Consider the following 19,103-nt stretch of genomic DNA (forward strand, 5'->3'; position numbering starts at 1 on the left):
GTCTTATTACATGATGAGGCGGAATTATAGTCACACTGTTTCAGCTAAATGCCAGGGACGGGCCGTCCGCGCCAGAAATACCTGGTGGAAAATCGTGGCAGTCTGCAACCGTGCGCCAAGGCCGCCGCGGTTCAATAGCGCCTCGCGGCGGCCAGCGCCGCATCCGTGCCGCGCCCTTCCCCGGAGCCGGCGTCCCGTTTTCCTTCCCACGCGCCGCGCCCCCATGGCCAACCGATCCTATCTCTACAGCCTGAGCAATCGACCCGCCGCCTACGCCGACCGGCCCGAGACCATCACCGGGCTGTCCGAATGGCCCTACGCGGTGCCGTTCTCGTACCGCCTGCTGATGTCGGGCGATCCACAGTTGTGCGCCTCCCTGATCTCCGACGGCCTGGATAACGACGAACTGGAACAGCGCACCCCGCTGCACGCCATCAGCAGCCGCTTCGAGCCGGGGCTGGCGCGGATCAAGCGCTTTGCCGACATCGTGCGGACGACCGTGGCGCCGGGCGGCGCATCGGCCCCCGCGCCCGCCGCGCAAGACGTGGCGCAGAACCCGGAGCCGTCACTGCTGGAGGGCCTGAAGCGCTTGTTCGCGCCGGCCCGCGCGAAGACCGAAACGGGCGCGCGGGCGCCGTCCGGACTGCTGGCGGCGCTGGACGAGACCATCGCCTTCCTGGAGGCGCATCGCAACGACTATCTGCTGCTGGAAACCGTCGAACTGGATCTGATGGCGGCAGCGGACAAAGCCGCGCTCAAGACCCAGGTGGAACGGGAGCTGGCGCGTTGCCGGCGCGCGGGCGAAGCGCTCGACGCCTTGCCGGCGGACCCGGCCGAGGCGGGCCGCCAATTGCTGGCGGCCACCCGCGAACGCGGCGCGGCGCCGCTGGACGCCTTCCATGGCCTGCGCCTGGATGACGGCTTCGACGGCGGCGGCAACCAGCGCGTGGATTACATCCTCGGGCTGGAATGGAGCGAGGTGCTGTACTTCGATCTGCACAACCGCGCGGAATTCGAAGCGCAGCGGCGGGAACCCGAAGCAGAGGCCTGATGGTCCGTGGATTGCCCGGCCCCGCCGAGGGGTCCGGGCCGGGTGCGACATCATGTCCCTTCCGGCGCGGGCGCGGCGCGGCGTGACAAATCCGTCACTCATCTACAATCCGGGGTCACCTTGGCCGGCCCGCATGGCGGCCGGTCCGTAGCCCCCAGGTAGCATGACCCGCGCGAAGAAACCCGCTCCCAGAAAGAGAAGCTCCCCCTCCCGATCCCAAAGCCGCGCCGCCGGCCGCGTGCCGCGCTTCCTGCGCGCGCTGATCGTCACCTCGCTCGCCAGTTTCGGCGCCGCCACCTATGTGCTGCATCCGCAATGGAAGATGCCGGCGGCGGTTGGCGACATGCTGTCGCGCCTGGAATGGCCGTCGCTGCAGCGCAGCGCGCCGGTGGCCCTGCCCGCGCCCAACGCGGCGCTGGTGCAGACCGCCTTCAGCGACTGTCCGCAGTTTTTCCCGAATGCCCAGCCGCCCGCGGTGCCCGCCGCGCAACGCTTGCGCGAAGTCTGTTTCTCCTCGTTCGCCATCCTGCACAACGGCTCGACCAAGACGCCGGTGTTCGTGGCCGAGCGGCTGAACCGCGAGAACCTGGCGCAGGCCAAGGGACTGCACCGCACCGACAAGTTCTACGCCGAGGCGCGGGTGCCGCGCGCCGAGCGTTCGGAGCTGGATGACTACCGCGGCTCGGGCTACTCGCGCGGCCACATGGCGCCGGCCGGCGACATGGCCACGCCCGAGGCCATGGCGCAGAGCTTTTCGCTGGCCAACATGGTGCCGCAGGACCAGAAGCACAACGCCGGCCCCTGGAGCCGCATCGAGCAGGACACGCGCCAGTACGTGATGCGGGCGGCCGGCGATGTGTACGTCTTCACCGGCCCGGTGTATGACGACCGTCCCAAGACCATCGGCGCCGGCGTGGCCGTGCCCACGTATCTGTACAAGGTCGTGTACGACGCCACCACGCACCGCTCGTGGGTGCATTGGCAGGCCAACAGCGCCGGCACCAAGGCCGGGCCGCCGATCGGCTACGACGAGTTCGTCAAGCGCACCGGGCTGCGGCTGCTGCCGCAATAATCGCGGCCTGCACGCGGCCTGGCGCGGCGGATTGGTAACCGAAAGATTGCATCCGGCGCCGGCGTCGCCGCTTCAGGCAAAATGAGCCGCGCGCGGCCACGGCAACGCCCCCGCCTGACGGCATGGCCGCCTTTCGGAGAACAAGGAGAATCATGAAACACGCCACCCTGATGGCCAGGCTGGTCGCGGCGATGCTGTTGACCGGCCTTGCGGCCAACGCGATCGCGGCGTCCGATACCGCCGCCGCCCCGGCCGCGCCCGCGAAAGCCGCCCCCGCCAAACCGGCCGCGCCCGACGCCGCCATCGAGCCCGCCAACCACGGCCCCATGAGCGAGCAGGAATACCTGACCCGCATGGAAGCGGCGTTCAACAAGCAGGACATCAATGCCGACGGTTATCTGACCCGCGGCCCGCTGCTGCAGGAAGCCACGCCCGAGCAGATCACCGCGATGGACACGGATGGCGACGGCCGCATCAGCAAGGCCGAATTCCTCGCCTATGCCCTGAAGAATTTCCAGGCCCGGCCGAAGTACGAAAAGAACCACTACGCCAAGCCGTGAAGGCACGCGCGGGCGGCTCCCGACGCCGCCTGCGCTGCCAGGTTAACGATTGGATACACAAGACGGAAATCGCAATTACCCCGTCGCGGCCACGTGCTAAGTTACGTCCCCAGTTGACGGCGCCACCGCCCGCGCGCCGGCGACAGCGCGCTTTCCCCCTTCCTTTCTTCACGACAATCATGCACAAGAACCAAGATCGCGCCCCGGCCCTGGCCGGCAAGAAACGGATAGCCGGCCTGCTGACGCTGGGCCTGGCCCTCGCCACCGCGGCCTCCGCCACGCTGGCGGGCGATCTGCCCCCGCGCGGCGGCGCCGCGGCCCAATCGCAGGGCCAGACGCAGATGCAGACCCAGCAGCCGCCCGCGCAGAACGACGGCCGCCTGCCGCCGCGCGGTTCGGCGCAGACGCAGAGCCAGGCGCCGGCGCAACCCCAGGCCCAGGGCGCGCAGAAAACCGAGATCAAGGACCAGGCCGCCTACGAGCGACTGCTGCATAACAGCGGCATCAGCGTGCAATGGCTGTGGACCGACGCGCGCGGCAAGCTGAAGGCGGTGGACGAGAACGACGTGGTGCGCCTGGAAGGCGGCCACGCCAACGAAAACGGCTCGGTGACGATCAAGGGCCAGGTGCTGTCGATCTCGGCCGACCGCTTCACCTTCCGCGGCACCATCCTGATCGTGGACGCGCCGGACAAGGGCCGCCGCTGCGAACGCACCGGCGACTACGAGTTCCGCGCCACCGGCAAGCGCAAGTACTGGCGCCTGCAGCAGATGGAAGCGTGCGGCGGCCTGACCGACTACGTCGACATCTACTATTGATCGACGCGACGGCCTCGATGCGACGCCCCCGGCCTGCCACAGCAGGCCTGGCGTCCGCGTTTCACAGATGCCGGTGGCTGCATGCCATCGGCTGGTCGACCATCTGGCCGATCGCCCGCGCCAGCGCCTCGGCGCTGCCTTCTTCCAGGCAGTTGGCGCGGATCATGCGGAACCCCAACGCCAGGCTGTAATGCCAGTCCAGGTCGAACAGATGGTATTCGCGCCCGTCCGCCGGGTTGCGCCAACGCACCGCCGGATCCTCGTACGCCACGCCGATGAAATCGACGTGCGAGCCGAACGGCGGCAATTCCTCCAGCCGTTCATCCGAGCCCGGCAGGCTCGGCACTTCCAGGTTCTCGCCCACGCCGACATACGGCTCGGCCCCCTCGTAGGCCAGCATCACCACGCTGAACCCGGCCGGATCGGCGTCGTAATGCGCGCGCTGCGCGGGGTTGAGCAGTGCGCGGGCCGCCGGCCCCAGGCAGCAATACGGGCCGCGCCAGTTGCTGCGCTCATCGTCGAGCGACGCATCAGGCGCGACGCCGTGCGCCGCCAGCAATGCCAGCGTCTCTTCCATCGTGTCGTGATGACGCACCGGGATATCGGGCGGCAGATGGCCGGCGGACTGATAGAGCGCGATCACGTCGCCGGTGGTGCGCAGGCCGTGGCGATACTGGAACGAGCCTTCCTTCAAGCGCGCCAGCCGATGGCTCAGGTCGTCCAGGGCCTCGCGCGGCACGCGATCGCCGCGCGGCTCCAGCAGATAGCCCTCGGCCAGCAGGCGCGTCTGCAGCGCCGGCCAGTCGGGCGGCGGCAGATGGGGGTAACGGGGAAAGATGAACTGGTGATGTTCGGACATCCGGGGCGAACCTCGTAATAGCGTATTCTCTGACGTTCAGGCAACAGCAAGGATATCTTGAATGAACCCGACCGTAATCAAGTGGCTGACCAGCGTCGGCTTTGGCCTGATCATTGGGCGCGCCGCCTACGGCGTCCTCAACTCACTGCTGCAGATGGCCTTCGGGCTGGACCAGCCCGACGCGCCGCTCGACCCGGTGGCGCTGGACCGCATGTTGATCACGGGCAGTGTGCTGTGCCTCGTGGTGGCGGTGGTGGTGGCGGCGGCGCTGCTGCGCGTGGCCGACAACCGGCGCCGCATTGCGTGGGGCTGCCTGGTGCTGGGCGTCACGCTGCTGCTGACGCTGCTGGCCGCCCTGCCGGGAATGGACCTGGGCGGGCATGCCGCCGGATCGGCCGAGGCGCGCGACGCCAAGACGGCGCTCTTCTTCTGGTTGCTGATCTTCGGCCTGCCCTACCTGGGCGGCGGCCTGGCGCTGACGATCGGCGGCGCGGTCATGCTGCGCAAGTTCCGCTCCCCGGCGAACCGCGGCCCCTTGGCCTGAAAACGGGAGGCGCCGCTCAGGCCGGCTTGGCGTGTTTGCGGGCGGCGGCGGGCGCCTTGCCGCCGGCGGCATTGAGCGCCGCGGCGGCGCGAATCAACGCCGTCAGCGCCTGCGCGTCGATGGCCTCGCCCTCGCGGATGTCGATGGCGCGGCGGGCGTTGCCCTGCAGACTGGCGTTGAACAGGCCGGCGGGGTCGGGCAGCGCCGCGCCCTTGGGAAAAGTCAGCTTGACCGCGCGCTGGTAGGTTTCGCCGGTGCACAGGATGCCGCCCAGCGACCACACCGGCACCTGCCACTTCCACTCTTCGATCACGCCGGGATCGGCCGCAAGGATCACCTCGCGCACCCGCGCCAGCAACGGGCCGCGCCAGTCGTGCAGCTCGCGGATGCGGGCATCGATCAACTGCGACGGGGCGTGCGCGTTCGTGACGGACTTGGCGCTGGGCATGGCGATTCCCTGTGGGTGGCGCCGGGCGCGGCGCCTGCCGGTCTTTATACCGAAGCCGCCGGCATGCGTCCATGCGGCGCCGCGCCACGCCCTCCCCCGCGGCCGCGACGTCCGGTCACCCGGTTTGCAGTCTGACACCATTTCCCCTGAGCACGGCCAACGCCCATCGGGCCATGCCGGTACAATTTCCCCCGCGTTTTCCCCTAGCCGTCCCACCTGTCGTCCAAGCTCCTCACCCATGTCCAATCTCATCGTCCACGGCGGCACCCCCCTGCGCGGCCGCGTCATCCCGTCGGCCAACAAGAACGCCGTGCTGCCGATCCTGTGCGCCACGCTGCTGACCGACCAGCCGCTGCGGCTGCATGGCGTACCCGACATCACCGACGTGCGCAAGATCCTCGACATCTTCCGCACGCTGGGCAGCGAAGTGCGGCTGGATGAAAGCACCCGCACGCTGGACCTGCACCACCGCGACACCACCTTCGACGCCGCCCGCCACCGCCTGCCGGAAGAGATGCGCTCGTCCATCATGCTGGTGTCGCCGCTGCTGGCGCGCTTCGGCGTGGCGCGGCTGGAGGACAACGTCAAGGGCTGCACGCTGGGCGTGCGCGAGATCGATCCGCACGTGGACATCTTCCGCTCGTTCGGCGGCGAGGTCGAACGCGCCAGCGGCTCGCTGCTGGTGCGCAGCGCCGGTCCGCTCAAGCCGACCCATCACTGGCTCGACTACGCCTCGGTCACCACCACCGAGAACTTCGTGCTGTGCGCGGCCGCCGCGGCCGGCGAATCGACGCTAACCAATGCCGCGTCCGAGCCGCACGTGCAGGAGTTCTGCCGCTTCATGACGATGATGGGCGCCGACATCGACGGCATCGGCACCTCGCGCCTGACGGTGCGCGGCGGCGCCACCCTGCGCGGCGGCGAGTTCACCTTCGAGGAAGACTTCCACGAGATCACCACGTTCCTGGCGCTGGGCGCAATCACCGGCGGCGACGTGGTGGTGCGCAACAGCACGCCGGCCAACTTCCCCCTGATCGACCGCACCTTCGCCAAGTTCGGCGTGAAGATCGTGCATGAAAACGGCTGGTCGCGCGCGCTGCGCGACGGCCCGCTGAAGGTGCAGACGCCCTTCACCAGCAACGTGCTGACCAAGGTCGAGGCCGCGCCCTGGCCGTATTTCCCGGTGGACCTGCTGCCCATTTTCATCGCGCTGGGCGTGTGCGCCGAGGGCAACGCGATGTTCTGGAACAAGGTCTACGACGGCGCGCTGGGCTGGACCGGCGAGCTGTCCAAGTTCGGCGCCCACGTGTTCTCGTCGGACCCGCACCGAGTCATCACCTTCGGCGGCAATCCGCTGACGCCGGCGGTGGTCGAAAGCCCCTACATCATCCGCGTGGCGATCGCGCTGTTCATGATCGCCAGCAGCATCGAGGGACGCTCCGAGATCCGCAACGCCACCCCGATCCGCCGCGCCCATCCGCGCTTTGTCGAGAACCTGCGCAGCCTGGGCGTGCAGGTCGAATGGACGGCCGAGGAATAGCGCGGGCGGTTTTCTATAATCCCGCGATTCCTCCAAACGGCGCCACGGCGCCTTTTTGCTTCCCAGGATCCCTCCATGTCGTCGATTGCCAGCCAGGATGTCCATGTGCCCACCCCGCAAGGCCGCCTGTTCGCGCGGCGCTGGGATCCGGCCGGGCGCGATGCGGACGCGGCGCCGATCGTGCTGCTGCATGATTCGCTGGGCTGCGTCGAACTGTGGCGCGACTTTCCCGAGCGCCTGGCCCTGGCCACCGGCCGCGCCGTCATCGCCTATGACCGGTTGGGCTTCGGCCGCTCCGATCCCAACCCCGCCACGCTGGCCACGGGCTTCGTCGAAGCCGAGGCCGACGGCGGCTTCCAGGACCTGCGGCGGGCGCTCGACATCGGCCCCTTCATCGCCTTCGGCCACAGCGTCGGCGGCGGCATGGGCATCTGCTGCGCGGCGGCCCATGCGGCCGATTGCCGGGCGCTGATCACCGAGTCGGCCCAGACCTTCGCCGAGGACCGCACGCTCGACGGCATCCGCACGGCGCAGCGCAACTTCGCCGAACCGGGCCAGTTGGACCGCCTGAAGAAGTATCACGGCGACAAGGCCGCCTGGGTCCTGAGCGCCTGGGTCGACACCTGGCTGTCGCCGGCCTTCGCGCAGTGGAACCTCGATGACGCGCTGCGCCGGGTGCAATGCCCGGTGCTGGCGCTGCATGGCGAAGAGGACGAGTACGGCTCGACCGCCCATCCCGGCATCATCGCGCGCCTGGCCGGCGGCCGGCAGGCGCTGCTGGAAAACTGCGGCCACGTGCCGCACCGCGAGCAACCGCACATCGTGCTGGACCTGACCAGCCAGTGGCTGCGGGGCGCGCTGCCGGGCTGATCCCTCCGGCCCTCGCCGGTCCCGACGCCACGCCCTGGCGCCGCCCCCACGGCGTCCGCGCCTCCCGCCCGCTCCCCGCACGCGCCCACCGGAAGGGAAAACCCCAGGGGCGATTTGGCGCAAAGGTTGTATACACTCTTTGCACACCATAGTACGCGCCAGGCTCCGTCCAAGTGTTGCTGCTGTATTGGTCGGCCCGGCTTCCTTTACGGCCATGCCCACACGTGGGTCAGGGAGCTCGCCATCGATATCCGAAATCCGTCGCCCGGTCTCTACAACGAGGACCTGGCCCCCACCAAGGAGCGCCGCTGGGGCGCCTTCAGCATCTTCAACGTCTGGACCTCGGACGTGCACAGCCTGTGGGGCTACTACCTGGCCGCCAGCCTGTTCCTGCTGTGCGGCAGCTTCGTCAACTTCCTGATCGCCATCGGCCTGAGCTCGCTGGTGATCTTCTTCCTCATGAACCTGATGGGCTATGCCGGCGAAAAGACCGGCGTGCCCTACCCGGTGCTGGCGCGCGCCTCGTTCGGCATCTGGGGCGCCAACCTGGCGGCGCTGGTGCGCGCGGTGGTGGCCTGTTTCTGGTACGGCGCGCAGACGGCGGCGGCCTCGGGCGCCATCGTGGCGCTGCTGGTGCGCAACGACAGCCTGCTGGCCTTCCACCAGAACACGCAATGGCTGGGGCATTCGGGGCTGGAGCTGATCTGTTACGTCGGCATCTGGGCGCTGCAACTGCTCATCATCCAGAAAGGCATGGAGACCGTGCGCCGCTTCCAGGACTGGGCCGGCCCGGCGGTGTGGATCGCCATGCTGGTGCTGGCGGTGGGGCTGTGCGTGAAGGCCGGCGGCTTCAGCCTGGACCACGGCATCCCGATGGACGTGCTGCTCGACAAGACGCGCGACGCGGGCGTGAACGGCGCGCCGGGCAGCTTCTGGGCGCTGATGGCGGTGGGCGCCACCTGGATCACCTACTTCGCGGCGCTGTACCTGAACTTCTGCGATTTCTCGCGCTATGCCCGCGACAGGCAGGCCGTCAAGCGCGGCAACCTGTGGGGCCTGCCGGTGAACCTGGTGGCGTTCTCGCTGGTGGCGGGCGTCACCACCATCGCCGCCTACAAGGTCTATGGCGAAGTGCTGCTGCACCCAGAGCAGATCTCCACCAAGTTCGATAGCTGGGTGCTGGCGCTGCTGGCCGCCCTGACCTTCGCGGTGGCCACGCTGGGCATCAACGTGGTGGCGAATTTCGTGTCGGCCGCGTTCGATATTTCGAACGTGTTCCCCAAGCGCATCGACTTCAAGCGCGGCGGCTACATCGCGGCGCTGATCGCGCTGGTGCTGTATCCGTTCGCGCCGTGGGAAGGCGGCGCGGCGCACTTCGTCAATGCCATCGGCGCCACCATGGGGCCGCTGCTCGGCATCATCCTGGTGGACTATTACCTGGTGGCCAAGGGCCGCATCAATGTCGCGGCGCTGTACGACGAGCACGGCGAATACCGCTACCAGGGCGGCTGGAACATCAACGCGCTGATCGCCACCGGCATCGGCAGCGTGTTCTCGACCATCCTGCCCAACTTCACCGACCTGCTGCCGGCCTGGTGGGCCACCTACGGCTGGTTCTTCGGCGTGGGAATCGGCGGCGGCGTTTATTGGGTGCTGGCCACGCTGCGCCCGCGCGCGGTCCCGGCCCTGGCCTGACGCGTCCTTGCCCGAGCCGGCCGCCAGGCGCCGGCGCGGGCAGCCGCGACTCGACGACCGGGCCGCGCTCGCGGTACCCTGCATGCGATATCCGCCCTACGTGGCATCGCACCCTTGCATGGAGACTGCGCCCCCATGAGCCACCTGGTTTTGCTGCTGCTCGGTGTCGACTATCTGCACAAGCGCGCCCGCGCCCTGATGATCGGCGGGTGGCTGATGCTGGCCGCCGGCGCGTTCGTCTTCATCGACGCGCTCGATAACGCGCTCTATTTCCCGCTGAATTTCTTCGCCGCGCTGCTGGTGGTCGAAGGCATCGCCACCCTCGCGATCGCCAAGTCGGGGGTCGGCGGCCAGCGTGTGCTGCGCTACACCAAGGGCGTGTTCGTGCTGGCGGCCGGCACGCTGGTGCTGGCGGGCCAGCACCACGGGCATTTCGTGCTGTCGATGATCTTCGGGCTGCTGTTCCTGGTGGACGGGCTGATCCAGTGCATCGCCGCCTACGTGGTGCGCTACCAGCGCTGGCGCGTGGTGTTCGCCTCGGGCGTGGCCGAGGTGCTGCTGGCAATCTTCTTCTTCCAGCCCTACCCCACCCACTACGTCGGCACGGTGCCGTACTGCATCGGCCTGTTCCTGGCGATTTCGGGTGTGAAGCTGCTGTGGCTGGCGCGCCGCGTGCGCAGCCTCGATGCCAACCCGGCGCTGGCCGCCAATCCCGACCCCGCCTTCATGCCGACGCGCGCCGACGGCCCGGCGCAGAAAGTGTTCGATGGCCCGCCCCAGGCCAGCGAGCGCGCCCTGACCGTGCATGTATGGACGCCGTCGGGCTCGGCCAGGACCGAGACCCGCCACTACCCGGTGGTCGACCGCTACATCGCGGCCGTGGACATCAATGGCGTCGTGTCCACCGGCCATGCCGCGCTCGAATCGCCCGAAGGCATCTACATCAGCCTGTACCCCGCGGTGGAAATCGACCACTCGCCCGAACAGTTCGGCACGCTGCTGCGCGCCACCGCCGACAACAACGTGCCCGGCGTGTACCAGCCCGACTACGCCACCGAGTCCCAGGCCTGGTGCCCGTCGACCATGCAGGTGCGCATCCGCAATTACGACGCGGCCAAGCTGGCGGCCTTCTGGGACGAGTACCGCAAGACCGAGATCTACAACCTGACCCACCGCAACTGTTCCAGCTCGGTCTCGGCCGCGCTGGAAGCGGCGCTGGATGGCGTGGTCGGCCGCCTGCATGGCCCGGATGCCGGCTGGGGCGTGATGTGGCGCCTGCTGTTCACGCCCGAGCTATGGGTGGCGGCGCAGATCCGCAAGCGCGCCCTGACCATGGCCTGGACACCGGGCCTGACGCTGGACTATGCGCGCGCGCTCAGCATGCTGGCCGACCCGCGCCCGTTCGGCTGGTGGAAGATGTCGCAGGCGGCGCTGCGCCAGATCGCCGCGCTGCGCGCCGGCTGGCGCCGCCAGGACCGCGAGGCCGTCGCCCGCAACGCCCAGACCCAGTCATGACGGGGCTGCTGGCGGCCGTGGTGATCGCGGGCGCGCTGTGGGGCGCGCTGGCGCTGTGGTTCCAGTCGCCCGGCGGGGGCCGCGTGCGCGTGCTGGCGCCGCTGGCCTGGCTGGCACTGGCCGCCGCCGCGCTGGCCGGATTGGCCTGGGGATATCGGTTGCCCGCGGCGGTGTTCGCGGCAATGCTGCTGATTCTGCTGGCCTGGTGGATCTGGGGCATGCGGCCATCCAACGATCGCGACTGGATGCCGGAAGTGGCCCGCACCACCTACGGCGAGGTGGACGGCGACCGCCTGACGCTGCATAACGTGCGCAACTTCGACTGGCGTTCGCGCACCGACTTCGACGCGCGCTGGGAAACCCGCCGCTACGATCTGTCGAAGCTGGCCTCGGTGGACCTGGCGCTGTCGTATTGGGGCCGGCCGGCGATCGCGCATGCGCTGGTGTCGTTCGGGTTCACCGATGGCCAGTATGTGGTGTTCTCGGTGGAAATCCGGCGCAAGCGCAATGACACATTCTCGGAGATCGGCGGATTCTTTCGCCAGTACGAATTGTCGGTGCTGGCCTCGGCCGAGGAAGACAGCCTGCGCGTGCGCACCAACGTGCGCGGCGAGGACGGCTACCTTTACCGCGTGCGCATGCCGGCCGGCGCGCCGCGCAAACTGCTGCTGTCGTACGTGGACACGGCCACGCGCCTGCGGCGCCAGCCGCGCTTCTACAACACGCTGACGGCCAACTGCATCACCATCGTGTACCGGCTGGCCGACAAGATCGTGCCGGGCCTGCCGCTGGACTACCGCCTGCTGCTGTCCGGGTACCTGCCGGAATATCTGTACCGGCTCGGGGCCCTGGCGGGCGCGGACAGCTTGCAGGCGTACCGCGACGCCGGCCGCTACACCGACCGCGCCCGCGCCACGCGGGACGCGGCGCAGTATTCGCGCAACATCCGGCGCGGCGTGCCGGGCGTCGCGCAACCGTCGTCGGTGGAACAGTAATGGCGTCCGCCCCCCCGGCAGTTGTACGCAATGGCGCGAGAGACAGCCTCCCCCTTGCAGATTACTTGGCGGCACGCCGGCGCGGCTGTCGACTGTCGCCCGCCAGGCTCTCGAGATACGCGCACAGCATGTCGGCCAGCGCGTCCGCGTAGGTCTCGATCTCGGCCTCGCTGCGCGGGCTTTCGGAGAACTGCTTGCCGACGGCGCTGAGCGTGTGGGTGATGAGATCGCCGGCCAGCGCGCGGGTGGCGTCGCTGGCCTGAGGCAAGGCCTCGCCGAGAAAGGCGAGCACGACGCGGCCGCCCTCTTCCTTGGTGGCGCGCGCCTCGGGCGCATCGCGGTACAGCGGCGCGGCGTCGTTGAGGGCGACGCGCATCACGGCCTCTTCGCATTCCGAGCGCACGAAGGCATGCACCAGGTTGCGCAGCCGCCGGGGCGGCGCGTAGCGCGTGTCTTCGAGCAAACGCCGCAGCAGGTCGGACGTCTGCTGCCATTCCTGCGTCTGCAGGCGGTAAAGGATGGCGGCCTTGTTGGGGAAGTATTGATAGAGCGAACCGATGCTGACGCCGGCCTTCTCGGCCACGCGGGCAGTGGTGAAGCGCGTGGCCCCCTCCTTGGCCAAAACCTGAGCCCCCGCCTGCAGGATGGCCGCGACCAGCTCGGCCGAACGGGCCTGCTGCGGCTGTTTTCTCTCGGAAAGCCGGGTGCTGCGGCGTGTGGTCATGGCGGCGCGCGAAATGCGAATAGGGAAATGCGACGAATTCGTCGTATTCTAAACCGGAGCCCTCCGACTGGAAACCCATCACCATGACCAACACCCTGACTTCCGCGCCCCTGGCCTCGCTGCTCGACCGGCTGTTCACGCAGGCCGACGCCTCCTGGGCCAATGCCGGCCCCGCCCTGGCGAACATGTCCGACGCCGAACAGTCGCGGCTGATGCGCAGCAAGACCGAATACCGCGAGTTCTACGGCCGCATGAAGGACCTGCCGCTGGCCGTGTCTCCCGAGACCGGCACGCTGCTGTACATGCTGGCGCGCAGCACACAGGCCCGTTCCATCATCGAATTCGGCACCTCGTTCGGCATCTCGACGCTGCACCTGGCGGCGGCGCTGCGCGACAACGGCGGCGGCCGGCTGATCACTACCGAATTCGAGCCTTCCAAGGTCTCGCTGGCCAGCGGCCACCTGGCCGAAGCCGGCCTGGCCGACCTGGTGGAACTGCGCCAGGGCGACGCGCTGCAAACGCTCGCCACCGGCCTGCCGGACCGCATCGACCTGGTCTTGCTCGATGGCGCCAAGGCGCTCTATTCGGACGTCCTGGCATTGCTGGAGGACCGCCTGCGGCCGGGCGCGCTGATCGTGGCGGACAACGCCAACCATTGCCCGGAATACCTGGCGCGGGTGCGCTCGCCGGCGTCGGGCTACCTGTCGACGCCCTTCGGCAGCGACGTGGAACTGTCGATGCGGCTGGGGTAGGACGCGGCGCCGGCTCACGCCACCGGCATGCGCTCGCACAGCTCGCCGATGGCCGCGAGATCGCCCAGCCGCGCCAGGCGCTGCACCTGCTGGCTGAAATCCGTAAAGGCCGGATCGCGCGCCTGCACGGCGCGCGCCCAATCCATCAGGTCCGAAATGCCGCCGATGTCCAGCAGGCGCCGCACCTGTTCCAGTTCGGCGCGCGACAGGCGCGGCATCGGCGACGGCGCCGGGGCCGGCTCGCCGGCCGTCGAAGGCATCGGCAGATGCAGCAGCCGGCCCAGCAAGTGGCGCAGTTCAACCAGATTGATGGGCTTGAGCAGGCTGGCGTCATAGCCGACGCCGTCCAGGGCCGCGGTCTCCTGCGGCGTGGCAGATACCGCCACCACCGGCAGGTCCGGCCAGCGCGCGCGGGCCGCGCGCAGCACGGCCGAGCCGTCGGCGCCTTCCATGCGGTGATCGGTCAGGATCAGGTCGGGCCGGCGCGCGTTATCGGCCTGGATGCGCGCCACCATGCCGCGGCCGTCCGCCTCGCTTTCCACCTGAAAGCCCAGGCTGGCCAGTTCCTCGACCAGGAACTCGCGGATTTCCGGCGTGTCCTCGGCCAGCCAGATGCGACGCCCGGATCCGTCGAGCTGGGGCAGCACATGCGCCGCGGCGGCGATGTAGTGATGCGACACGCCCGATTCGTCCACCTGCCTGACCGGCAGCGACACGCTGATGGTGGTGCCCTGGCCCACTTCGCTGTCGACGTGGATGCGGCCATTCATGCGCTGCACCCATTGCTGGACGATGGCCAGGCCTAGCCCGACGCCGGGCTGGCTCTCGGCCGCGCCCAGCCGCTGGAACGGTTCGAAGATGTGCTGCCGGTCCGCGGGCGCGATGCCGCACCCGGTATCGCGCACCGACAGCGTCAACCAGCCCGTGGCTTCGCCCGCGCCTGGAGCGGCATAGTCCGCCGTCAGTGTCAGCACGCCGCCGCGCGTGAACTTGGCGGCATTGTCGATGAGATTGGACAGCACCTGCCGCACCCGCTTGCCGTCCATCTCCAGCACGGCCGGCAGCGCGTCCGCCACCCGCAGCTCGAAACGGTTGTCCTGTCGCGCCGCGATCGGCACGGATTCCTTGGCCACGGTGTCGAGCAAGGCGTGCACGTACTCGGGCGCCAGGCGCAAGGCCTGGCCGCCCGCGCCGGCGGCGTAGTCGATCAGGTCGTTCACCATGCCCAGCATGTGGTCGGCGCTGCGGCGGATGACGGCGCCGCGCGGCGCGTCGTCGCGGCCGCCGGCCTGGATCAGGTCGGCGAAGCCGATGATCGAGGTCAGCGGCGTGCGCAGGTCGTGGCTGATGCGCGCCAGGAAGTCCTGGCGCACGCGGCCGGCCTCGTCGGCCAGGATCAATGCCGCCTGCAGCGCCTGGGTGCGCTCGGTGACGGCCTGATCCAGCCGCTGGTGTTCGCGTTCGCGCGCCTGCGCCAGTTCGCGCTGGGCCGCCAGCCGTTCCTGGCGATGCTGGCGCGAACGGCCATGCAGCAGCACGGCCAGCATCAGCGACACCGACAGCAGATCCCAGGCGACTTCCGGCCCGCCCGCCCAGCGTCCCGGCAGCAGGCCCTGGATGTAGGCCACCCGCAGGAACAGGCAGGAACAATAAATCGCAAACGACAGCAGGAAGATGCGCGCATTGGCGTGGCCGCGGCGCCAGCCGTCGGCCATGGACACCAGCCACACCAGCGCCCACAGGAAGATCAGTCCGATCAGCGCCTGCGCGGCCTCGCGGTAGTCGCCCAGCGCGGCCCAGACCGCGCCGGCCAGGCCGGCGGCGATCAACGCCTGATAGACGCCACGCCAGATCCGCACGCGGTGCAGGTCGGCGAAGAGCATCGCCATGAATCCGAACAGGGAGGCCGCCAGCGTCGCCAGGACGCTCGGCGCGCGCAACACCATTTCGCCGCCGCCGGTCAGGACGTAGCGGTAAAGCAGCCCCTGGAACGACAGGCTGTAGAGGATCTCGATGAAGATCGCGGCGGACAGCAGCAGGTAGACCGGATCGCGCTGGGCCGCGCCCAGCACCGCGGCGTAGATGCCGACCATCATCAGCGCGCCGATCAGCAGCGCCACCACCATGGTGTTGCGCTGGGTCACGCCGACAAAGGCCGCCGGCGTCCTCAGGGTGGGCTCCATGCTGATGGCCGAACGGCTCTGCACCCGCACCAGCACCGTCATGCGCTGGCCCGGCTCGAGCCGCAGCGGCACCACCGAGACGGTGGCCGGCACCTCGCGCCGCGCCAGCGGCTCGCGGTTGCCCGCCAGCAGAATGCCGGAAGGCTGCCGCTGCCCCGGCGCGAACAGATAGAAACGCACGTCCTCCAGCCGCGGCACGCCGAACGAAAGCCAGCGCTCCTGGGCGCGGTCGGAGGTATTGCTGACCTCCAGCCTGAGCCAGAACGCCGAGGCGGAATATCCCCGGTTGAGCCAGCGGGCGGTCACCGGCTGCCAGGCGCCGTCCAGGACCTGGCTGGCTTGCTGGTCGGCGGCCTTGTCCTCGATGCCCCGCAGCTCGCCGACCAGCGGCAGGGTGCCGCCCACGGTGCTCAGATCGATCACGGGCTGGGCATCCTGCCCGCGCGCGGGCAGGCTCAGGCAGGACAAGGCCAGCCACAGCAACCAGGCCAGCCAGCCCAGGCGACGATCAGGCATGGGGATCCTGCTCCTGGCGCAAGGCGGTGGGCGCCATGCCGAAACGCTCGCGGAAAGCGGTGGAAAAATTGCCGCGGTTGCCATAGCCCACCGCCTGTGAAATGGCCTGGATGTCCAGACCGGTCTCGCACAGCAGGCGGCGCGCCTCGCGCATGCGCTCTTCGCGCAGGAACTCGAACACGGTGGTGCCGGCGCAGCGGCGGAAGGCCTGGTTCAACCGACGGGCGTTGGTGCCCAGCGCCTGGGCCAGGGCCACCAGCTCGGGCGTGTGGTCGAGCCGTTCGCGCAGCAGCTTGCGCGCGGCGCGGAACAGCACGCCGTCGAGCGACGCGCCGGTGGCGGCGGACGACGCCCCGTCCTCGGCCGGCTTGGCGGGCGGCGTCGCGGCCGGCACGGGCGCCACCCGTAGATGTATCAGCAGGCGCAGGCGCACTTCCTCGAAATCGAACGGCTTGGCGACGTAATCGACGGCGCCCGCCGACAGCCCCGCCACCCGCTCGGCCGGCAGGGCGGCGGCGGTCAGGAAAATGATCGGAATGGCGCGCGTGGCCTGATCGGCCTTCAGCAGCCGGCAGGCCGCCAAGCCGTCGCAGCCCGGCATGTTCACGTCCATCAGGATGATGTCCGGCTGCACCAGTTGCGCTTTGCGGTAGCCGTCGTTGCCATCCTCGGCCACGTAGACCCGGCAGTCCTGGCTGGTCAGGAAATCCACCAGCAGCATGCGGTCCTCGGGCCGGTCCTCGACGACCAGCACGCGCAAGCCGGCAAGCTGGCCGGGGATAAGCGGATGGGAAGCGGCGTCATTCATGCCGCGCATTCTTTCATGCCGAGGCAGGGGCGCGTTGGTAACAAGCGACGAAACCGTGCCGGGTTTGTGAATATTTTTCCTTTTGGCAAACGTGCCGTGCATTCCGGCAAACTTCTCAATCGCAATCATTATTCACACATGATAGTGTTTGTTACATCGAGCAATCTGCCGGAAGTCTGGGCTCTTCGTCGACCCGAACCATCGCAACGCCTCGCGATGACGAGATCCCGACGACACCTGGACACCACGCCGGCACGCTCCCTCTTCTGACGCATCCGCAAGGATGCCATTGCCCGGCCAAGAATCCCGCAGTGTCGGGGAGTTGTAAAGAACTTTAGAAATTCCGTTTATTGATGTTTACGAAATATATCAAATAGCTTCGTTTAATTCTGATTGTAACGAATCATCACTTACGTATCCATGCGCCGTCCAGCCCAACCCCGCCCCGCCGTCCTCCGCCAGCCCCCTTTCTCCCTACGCGCCGGCTTTGCCGCCGTGGTGCTGGCGCTCGCCGCCGGGCCGGTTGCCGCCCAGAACGTGCAGTTGCGCCTGCCGTCAGGCGCCGAACCCGGCCGCCAGTTGCCGCAACCCGTCCTGCCGGAAAGCACCCCCGCCGCGCCGCCGGTGACGGTGCAGCAAGGCGGCGCCACGGAAGCGCCCGCCGGCGCCGACAAGCTGACCTTCACGCTGACCGACATGCGCGTGGAAGGCGTGACCCGCTACCCGGCCGATTCGCTGCGCCCGCTCTACCAGGGGCTGGTCGGCAAGACGATCACCGTCGCGGACGCCTTCAAGGTGGCCAACGAGATCGAGCTGCGCTACCGCAACGACGGCTACGTCACCACGCGCGTGATCGTGCCGGCGCAGACCATCGATGACGGCCGTTTCCGCATCATGGTGGTCGAGGGCTACATCGCCGACGTCAAATATGACGGCGACATCGGCCCGGCGCAGGCGGCGGTCGAGAAGCTGGTGCAGCGCCTGCGCGGCGTTCGTCCCATCAACGTGGCGGAAGTCGAGCGCCAGTTGCTGCTCGCCAACGACCTGAACGGCCTGACCGTGCGCGCCTCGCTGGAAGCCTCGCCCACGGAAGTGGGCGGCTCGGTGCTGGTGGTGCGCAGCGAACGCAAGGCGGTCGACGCGCGCCTGGGCATCGACAACCGCGCCTCGCCCTACCTGGGCTGGAGCGAAATGACCGGCCAGGTCACGCTGAACTCGTTCGGCGGCCGCGCCGACAGTCTCACCCTGACCGGCCGCGTGGGCTTCCCGGCCTACCGCAGCAAGGCCGTGGGCGCCAACTACAACATGCTGGTGTCCGACAGCGGCACGACGGTCGACGTGGCCGCCAGCTACGCCAAGAGCGAGCCGGGCCGCGAACTGGCTCCGTTGAACGTCGCCAGCGACGTGCAGGCCTATTCGGCCACCGTCACCCATCCGCTGATCCGGTCGCGCCTGGAGAACCTGCGCGCCTTCGGCATGCTCGACGTGCGCAACGTCGCCACCGACATTGTCGAAACCCCCTTCACGCGCGACCGCCTGCGCGTGCTGCGCGCCGGCCTGAGCTATGACCGCACCGACAGTTGGAATGGCATCACCGCCGTGCGCGGCACCGTGCACCAGGGCCTGGACGCGATGGGCGCCTCCAAGGAAGGCAACGAGCTGGCCTCGCGCGCCAAGGGCCGCCCGGACTTCCTCAAGCTCACCGCCGAACTGACCCGCCTGCAGCAGTTGTCCGACCGCTTCAGCCTGGTGGCCACCTTCGCCGGCCAGTACAGCGCCAGCCCGCTGCTGGCCAGCGAGGAATTCGCCCTGGGCGGCCCCAACTTCGGCCGCGGCTACGACGACGGCGAAATGTCGGCCGACTCGGGCGTGGCCGCGTCGCTGGAACTGCGCTATGCCATCTCCACCGACCGCTTCCTGCCCAGCGGCGCGCACGTCTACACGTTCGTGGACGGCGGCCACATCTGGTCGCGCAGCGAAAGCGCGCCGCTGACGCGCGCCAAGCTGTCCTCCTACGGCGCCGGCATGCGCGCCAACCTGACCAAGAATCTGTACGCCACGATCGAAGTGGCCAAGCCCATGAGTTCCGACGTCCTGACCCAGGGCAACAAAGATCCCCGCGTGTTCTTCAGCCTCTCGGCCCAGTACTAATC

Annotated in this window: 17 protein-coding genes; 12 read left to right on the plus strand and 5 right to left on the minus strand. The window is 68.9% G+C overall.

From position 1 onward, the window contains the following. Nucleotides 1-223 precede the first annotated feature (223 nt). The 4 genes from AAID08_RS16855 to AAID08_RS16870 all read left to right on the plus strand — a co-directional run bounded on the left by AAID08_RS16855 (nt 224) and on the right by AAID08_RS16870 (nt 3,501). Complete coding sequence (locus tag AAID08_RS16855) at nt 224-1,051, plus strand: hypothetical protein (protein ID WP_395756679.1); 828 nt, start codon at nt 224-226, stop codon at nt 1,049-1,051. Nucleotides 1,052-1,214: 163 nt separating this feature from the next. Further along, a complete protein-coding gene (locus AAID08_RS16860; RefSeq protein WP_395756680.1) occupies nt 1,215-2,123 on the plus strand; it encodes a DNA/RNA non-specific endonuclease in 909 nt (302 codons plus the stop codon). Nucleotides 2,124-2,275: 152 nt separating this feature from the next. Then, the gene (locus AAID08_RS16865; RefSeq protein ID WP_231133026.1) at nt 2,276-2,683 is read left to right on the plus strand and encodes an EF-hand domain-containing protein; all 408 of its coding nucleotides are present in this window, start codon (nt 2,276-2,278) and stop codon (nt 2,681-2,683) included. A 179-nt stretch (nt 2,684-2,862) separates the two neighbouring features. Then, nucleotides 2,863-3,501 (plus strand): hypothetical protein, encoded by a 639-nt coding sequence (locus tag AAID08_RS16870; protein ID WP_336235048.1) that lies wholly within the window; start codon nt 2,863-2,865, stop codon nt 3,499-3,501. 61 nt (nt 3,502-3,562) lie between these two features. Here AAID08_RS16870 and AAID08_RS16875 read toward each other — a convergent pair whose 3' ends face one another. Next, a complete protein-coding gene (locus tag AAID08_RS16875) occupies nt 3,563-4,360 on the minus strand; it encodes a hypothetical protein (RefSeq protein ID WP_054502243.1) in 798 nt (265 codons plus the stop codon). 61 nt (nt 4,361-4,421) lie between these two features. Between AAID08_RS16875 and AAID08_RS16880 the strand changes: the two genes are divergently transcribed. Further along, nucleotides 4,422-4,904 (plus strand): hypothetical protein, encoded by a 483-nt coding sequence (locus tag AAID08_RS16880; protein WP_395756681.1) that lies wholly within the window; start codon nt 4,422-4,424, stop codon nt 4,902-4,904. A gap of 16 nt (nt 4,905-4,920) precedes the next feature. Here the strand turns inward: AAID08_RS16880 and AAID08_RS16885 are convergent, their stop codons facing one another. Beyond that, nucleotides 4,921-5,352, minus strand: a complete 432-nt coding sequence (locus AAID08_RS16885) for a DUF1801 domain-containing protein (protein WP_064527078.1) — start codon at nt 5,350-5,352, stop codon at nt 4,921-4,923. Nucleotides 5,353-5,590: 238 nt separating this feature from the next. Between AAID08_RS16885 and AAID08_RS16890 the strand changes: the two genes are divergently transcribed. The 5 genes from AAID08_RS16890 to AAID08_RS16910 all read left to right on the plus strand — a co-directional run bounded on the left by AAID08_RS16890 (nt 5,591) and on the right by AAID08_RS16910 (nt 11,967). Further along, on the plus strand, nt 5,591-6,892 hold the full coding sequence (locus AAID08_RS16890; RefSeq protein WP_395756682.1) for a UDP-N-acetylglucosamine 1-carboxyvinyltransferase: 1,302 nt from the start codon (nt 5,591-5,593) through the stop codon (nt 6,890-6,892). Between the two features lie 75 nt (nt 6,893-6,967). Then, a complete protein-coding gene (locus AAID08_RS16895; protein ID WP_395756683.1) occupies nt 6,968-7,762 on the plus strand; it encodes an alpha/beta fold hydrolase in 795 nt (264 codons plus the stop codon). Nucleotides 7,763-8,005: 243 nt separating this feature from the next. Continuing rightward, on the plus strand, nt 8,006-9,457 hold the full coding sequence (locus AAID08_RS16900; RefSeq protein WP_054502434.1) for an NCS1 family nucleobase:cation symporter-1: 1,452 nt from the start codon (nt 8,006-8,008) through the stop codon (nt 9,455-9,457). A gap of 135 nt (nt 9,458-9,592) precedes the next feature. Then, complete coding sequence (locus AAID08_RS16905) at nt 9,593-10,972, plus strand: HdeD family acid-resistance protein (RefSeq protein ID WP_064527084.1); 1,380 nt, start codon at nt 9,593-9,595, stop codon at nt 10,970-10,972. Beyond that, entirely contained in the window at nt 10,969-11,967 is a 999-nt protein-coding gene (locus AAID08_RS16910) for a DUF4105 domain-containing protein (protein WP_064527087.1), read from the plus strand. Before AAID08_RS16905 ends, AAID08_RS16910 begins: the two co-directional genes overlap by 4 nt. Nucleotides 11,968-12,028: 61 nt before the next feature. Here AAID08_RS16910 and AAID08_RS16915 read toward each other — a convergent pair whose 3' ends face one another. Next, the gene (locus AAID08_RS16915; RefSeq protein ID WP_064527088.1) at nt 12,029-12,691 is read right to left on the minus strand and encodes a TetR family transcriptional regulator; all 663 of its coding nucleotides are present in this window, start codon (nt 12,689-12,691) and stop codon (nt 12,029-12,031) included. A gap of 83 nt (nt 12,692-12,774) precedes the next feature. Here AAID08_RS16915 and AAID08_RS16920 point away from each other — a divergent pair, with 83 nt between their 5' ends. Next, on the plus strand, nt 12,775-13,443 hold the full coding sequence (locus AAID08_RS16920; protein ID WP_175142792.1) for an O-methyltransferase: 669 nt from the start codon (nt 12,775-12,777) through the stop codon (nt 13,441-13,443). 14 nt (nt 13,444-13,457) lie between these two features. On the opposite strand, the gene AAID08_RS16925 is transcribed toward AAID08_RS16920, so the two are convergent. After that, nucleotides 13,458-16,142: a hybrid sensor histidine kinase/response regulator gene (locus AAID08_RS16925; RefSeq protein ID WP_175142793.1), complete on the minus strand. Its 2,685-nt coding sequence runs from the start codon at nt 16,140-16,142 to the stop codon at nt 13,458-13,460. Then, nucleotides 16,135-16,959 (minus strand): DNA-binding response regulator, encoded by an 825-nt coding sequence (locus AAID08_RS16930; RefSeq protein ID WP_175142794.1) that lies wholly within the window; start codon nt 16,957-16,959, stop codon nt 16,135-16,137. Before AAID08_RS16930 ends, AAID08_RS16925 begins: the two co-directional genes overlap by 8 nt. A gap of 486 nt (nt 16,960-17,445) precedes the next feature. Between AAID08_RS16930 and AAID08_RS16935 the strand changes: the two genes are divergently transcribed. After that, complete coding sequence (locus AAID08_RS16935; RefSeq protein ID WP_054502233.1) at nt 17,446-19,101, plus strand: ShlB/FhaC/HecB family hemolysin secretion/activation protein; 1,656 nt, start codon at nt 17,446-17,448, stop codon at nt 19,099-19,101. The last annotated feature ends 2 nt before the right edge of the window (nt 19,102-19,103 follow it).

This window comes from Achromobacter sp. EB05, from assembly GCF_044232075.1.
GTDB lineage: Bacteria > Pseudomonadota > Gammaproteobacteria > Burkholderiales > Burkholderiaceae_B > Achromobacter > Achromobacter dolens.

Bases quoted from the DNA above. Each gene is read 5' to 3' on its own strand.
- AAID08_RS16855 (WP_395756679.1), top strand. From the start codon at position 224: ATGGCCAACCGATCCTATCTCTACAGCCTGAGCAATCGACCCGCCGCC.
- AAID08_RS16910 (WP_064527087.1), top strand. From the start codon at position 10,969: ATGACGGGGCTGCTGGCGGCCGTGGTGATCGCGGGCGCGCTGTGGGGC.
- AAID08_RS16920 (WP_175142792.1), top strand. From the start codon at position 12,775: ATGACCAACACCCTGACTTCCGCGCCCCTGGCCTCGCTGCTCGACCGG.
- AAID08_RS16930 (WP_175142794.1), bottom strand. From the start codon at position 16,959: ATGCGCGGCATGAATGACGCCGCTTCCCATCCGCTTATCCCCGGCCAG.
- AAID08_RS16925 (WP_175142793.1), bottom strand. From the start codon at position 16,142: ATGCCTGATCGTCGCCTGGGCTGGCTGGCCTGGTTGCTGTGGCTGGCC.
- AAID08_RS16885 (WP_064527078.1), bottom strand. From the start codon at position 5,352: ATGCCCAGCGCCAAGTCCGTCACGAACGCGCACGCCCCGTCGCAGTTG.
- AAID08_RS16870 (WP_336235048.1), top strand. From the start codon at position 2,863: ATGCACAAGAACCAAGATCGCGCCCCGGCCCTGGCCGGCAAGAAACGG.
- AAID08_RS16905 (WP_064527084.1), top strand. From the start codon at position 9,593: ATGAGCCACCTGGTTTTGCTGCTGCTCGGTGTCGACTATCTGCACAAG.
- AAID08_RS16915 (WP_064527088.1), bottom strand. From the start codon at position 12,691: ATGACCACACGCCGCAGCACCCGGCTTTCCGAGAGAAAACAGCCGCAG.
- AAID08_RS16865 (WP_231133026.1), top strand. From the start codon at position 2,276: ATGAAACACGCCACCCTGATGGCCAGGCTGGTCGCGGCGATGCTGTTG.
- AAID08_RS16890 (WP_395756682.1), top strand. From the start codon at position 5,591: ATGTCCAATCTCATCGTCCACGGCGGCACCCCCCTGCGCGGCCGCGTC.
- AAID08_RS16880 (WP_395756681.1), top strand. From the start codon at position 4,422: ATGAACCCGACCGTAATCAAGTGGCTGACCAGCGTCGGCTTTGGCCTG.
- AAID08_RS16860 (WP_395756680.1), top strand. From the start codon at position 1,215: ATGACCCGCGCGAAGAAACCCGCTCCCAGAAAGAGAAGCTCCCCCTCC.
- AAID08_RS16895 (WP_395756683.1), top strand. From the start codon at position 6,968: ATGTCGTCGATTGCCAGCCAGGATGTCCATGTGCCCACCCCGCAAGGC.
- AAID08_RS16875 (WP_054502243.1), bottom strand. From the start codon at position 4,360: ATGTCCGAACATCACCAGTTCATCTTTCCCCGTTACCCCCATCTGCCG.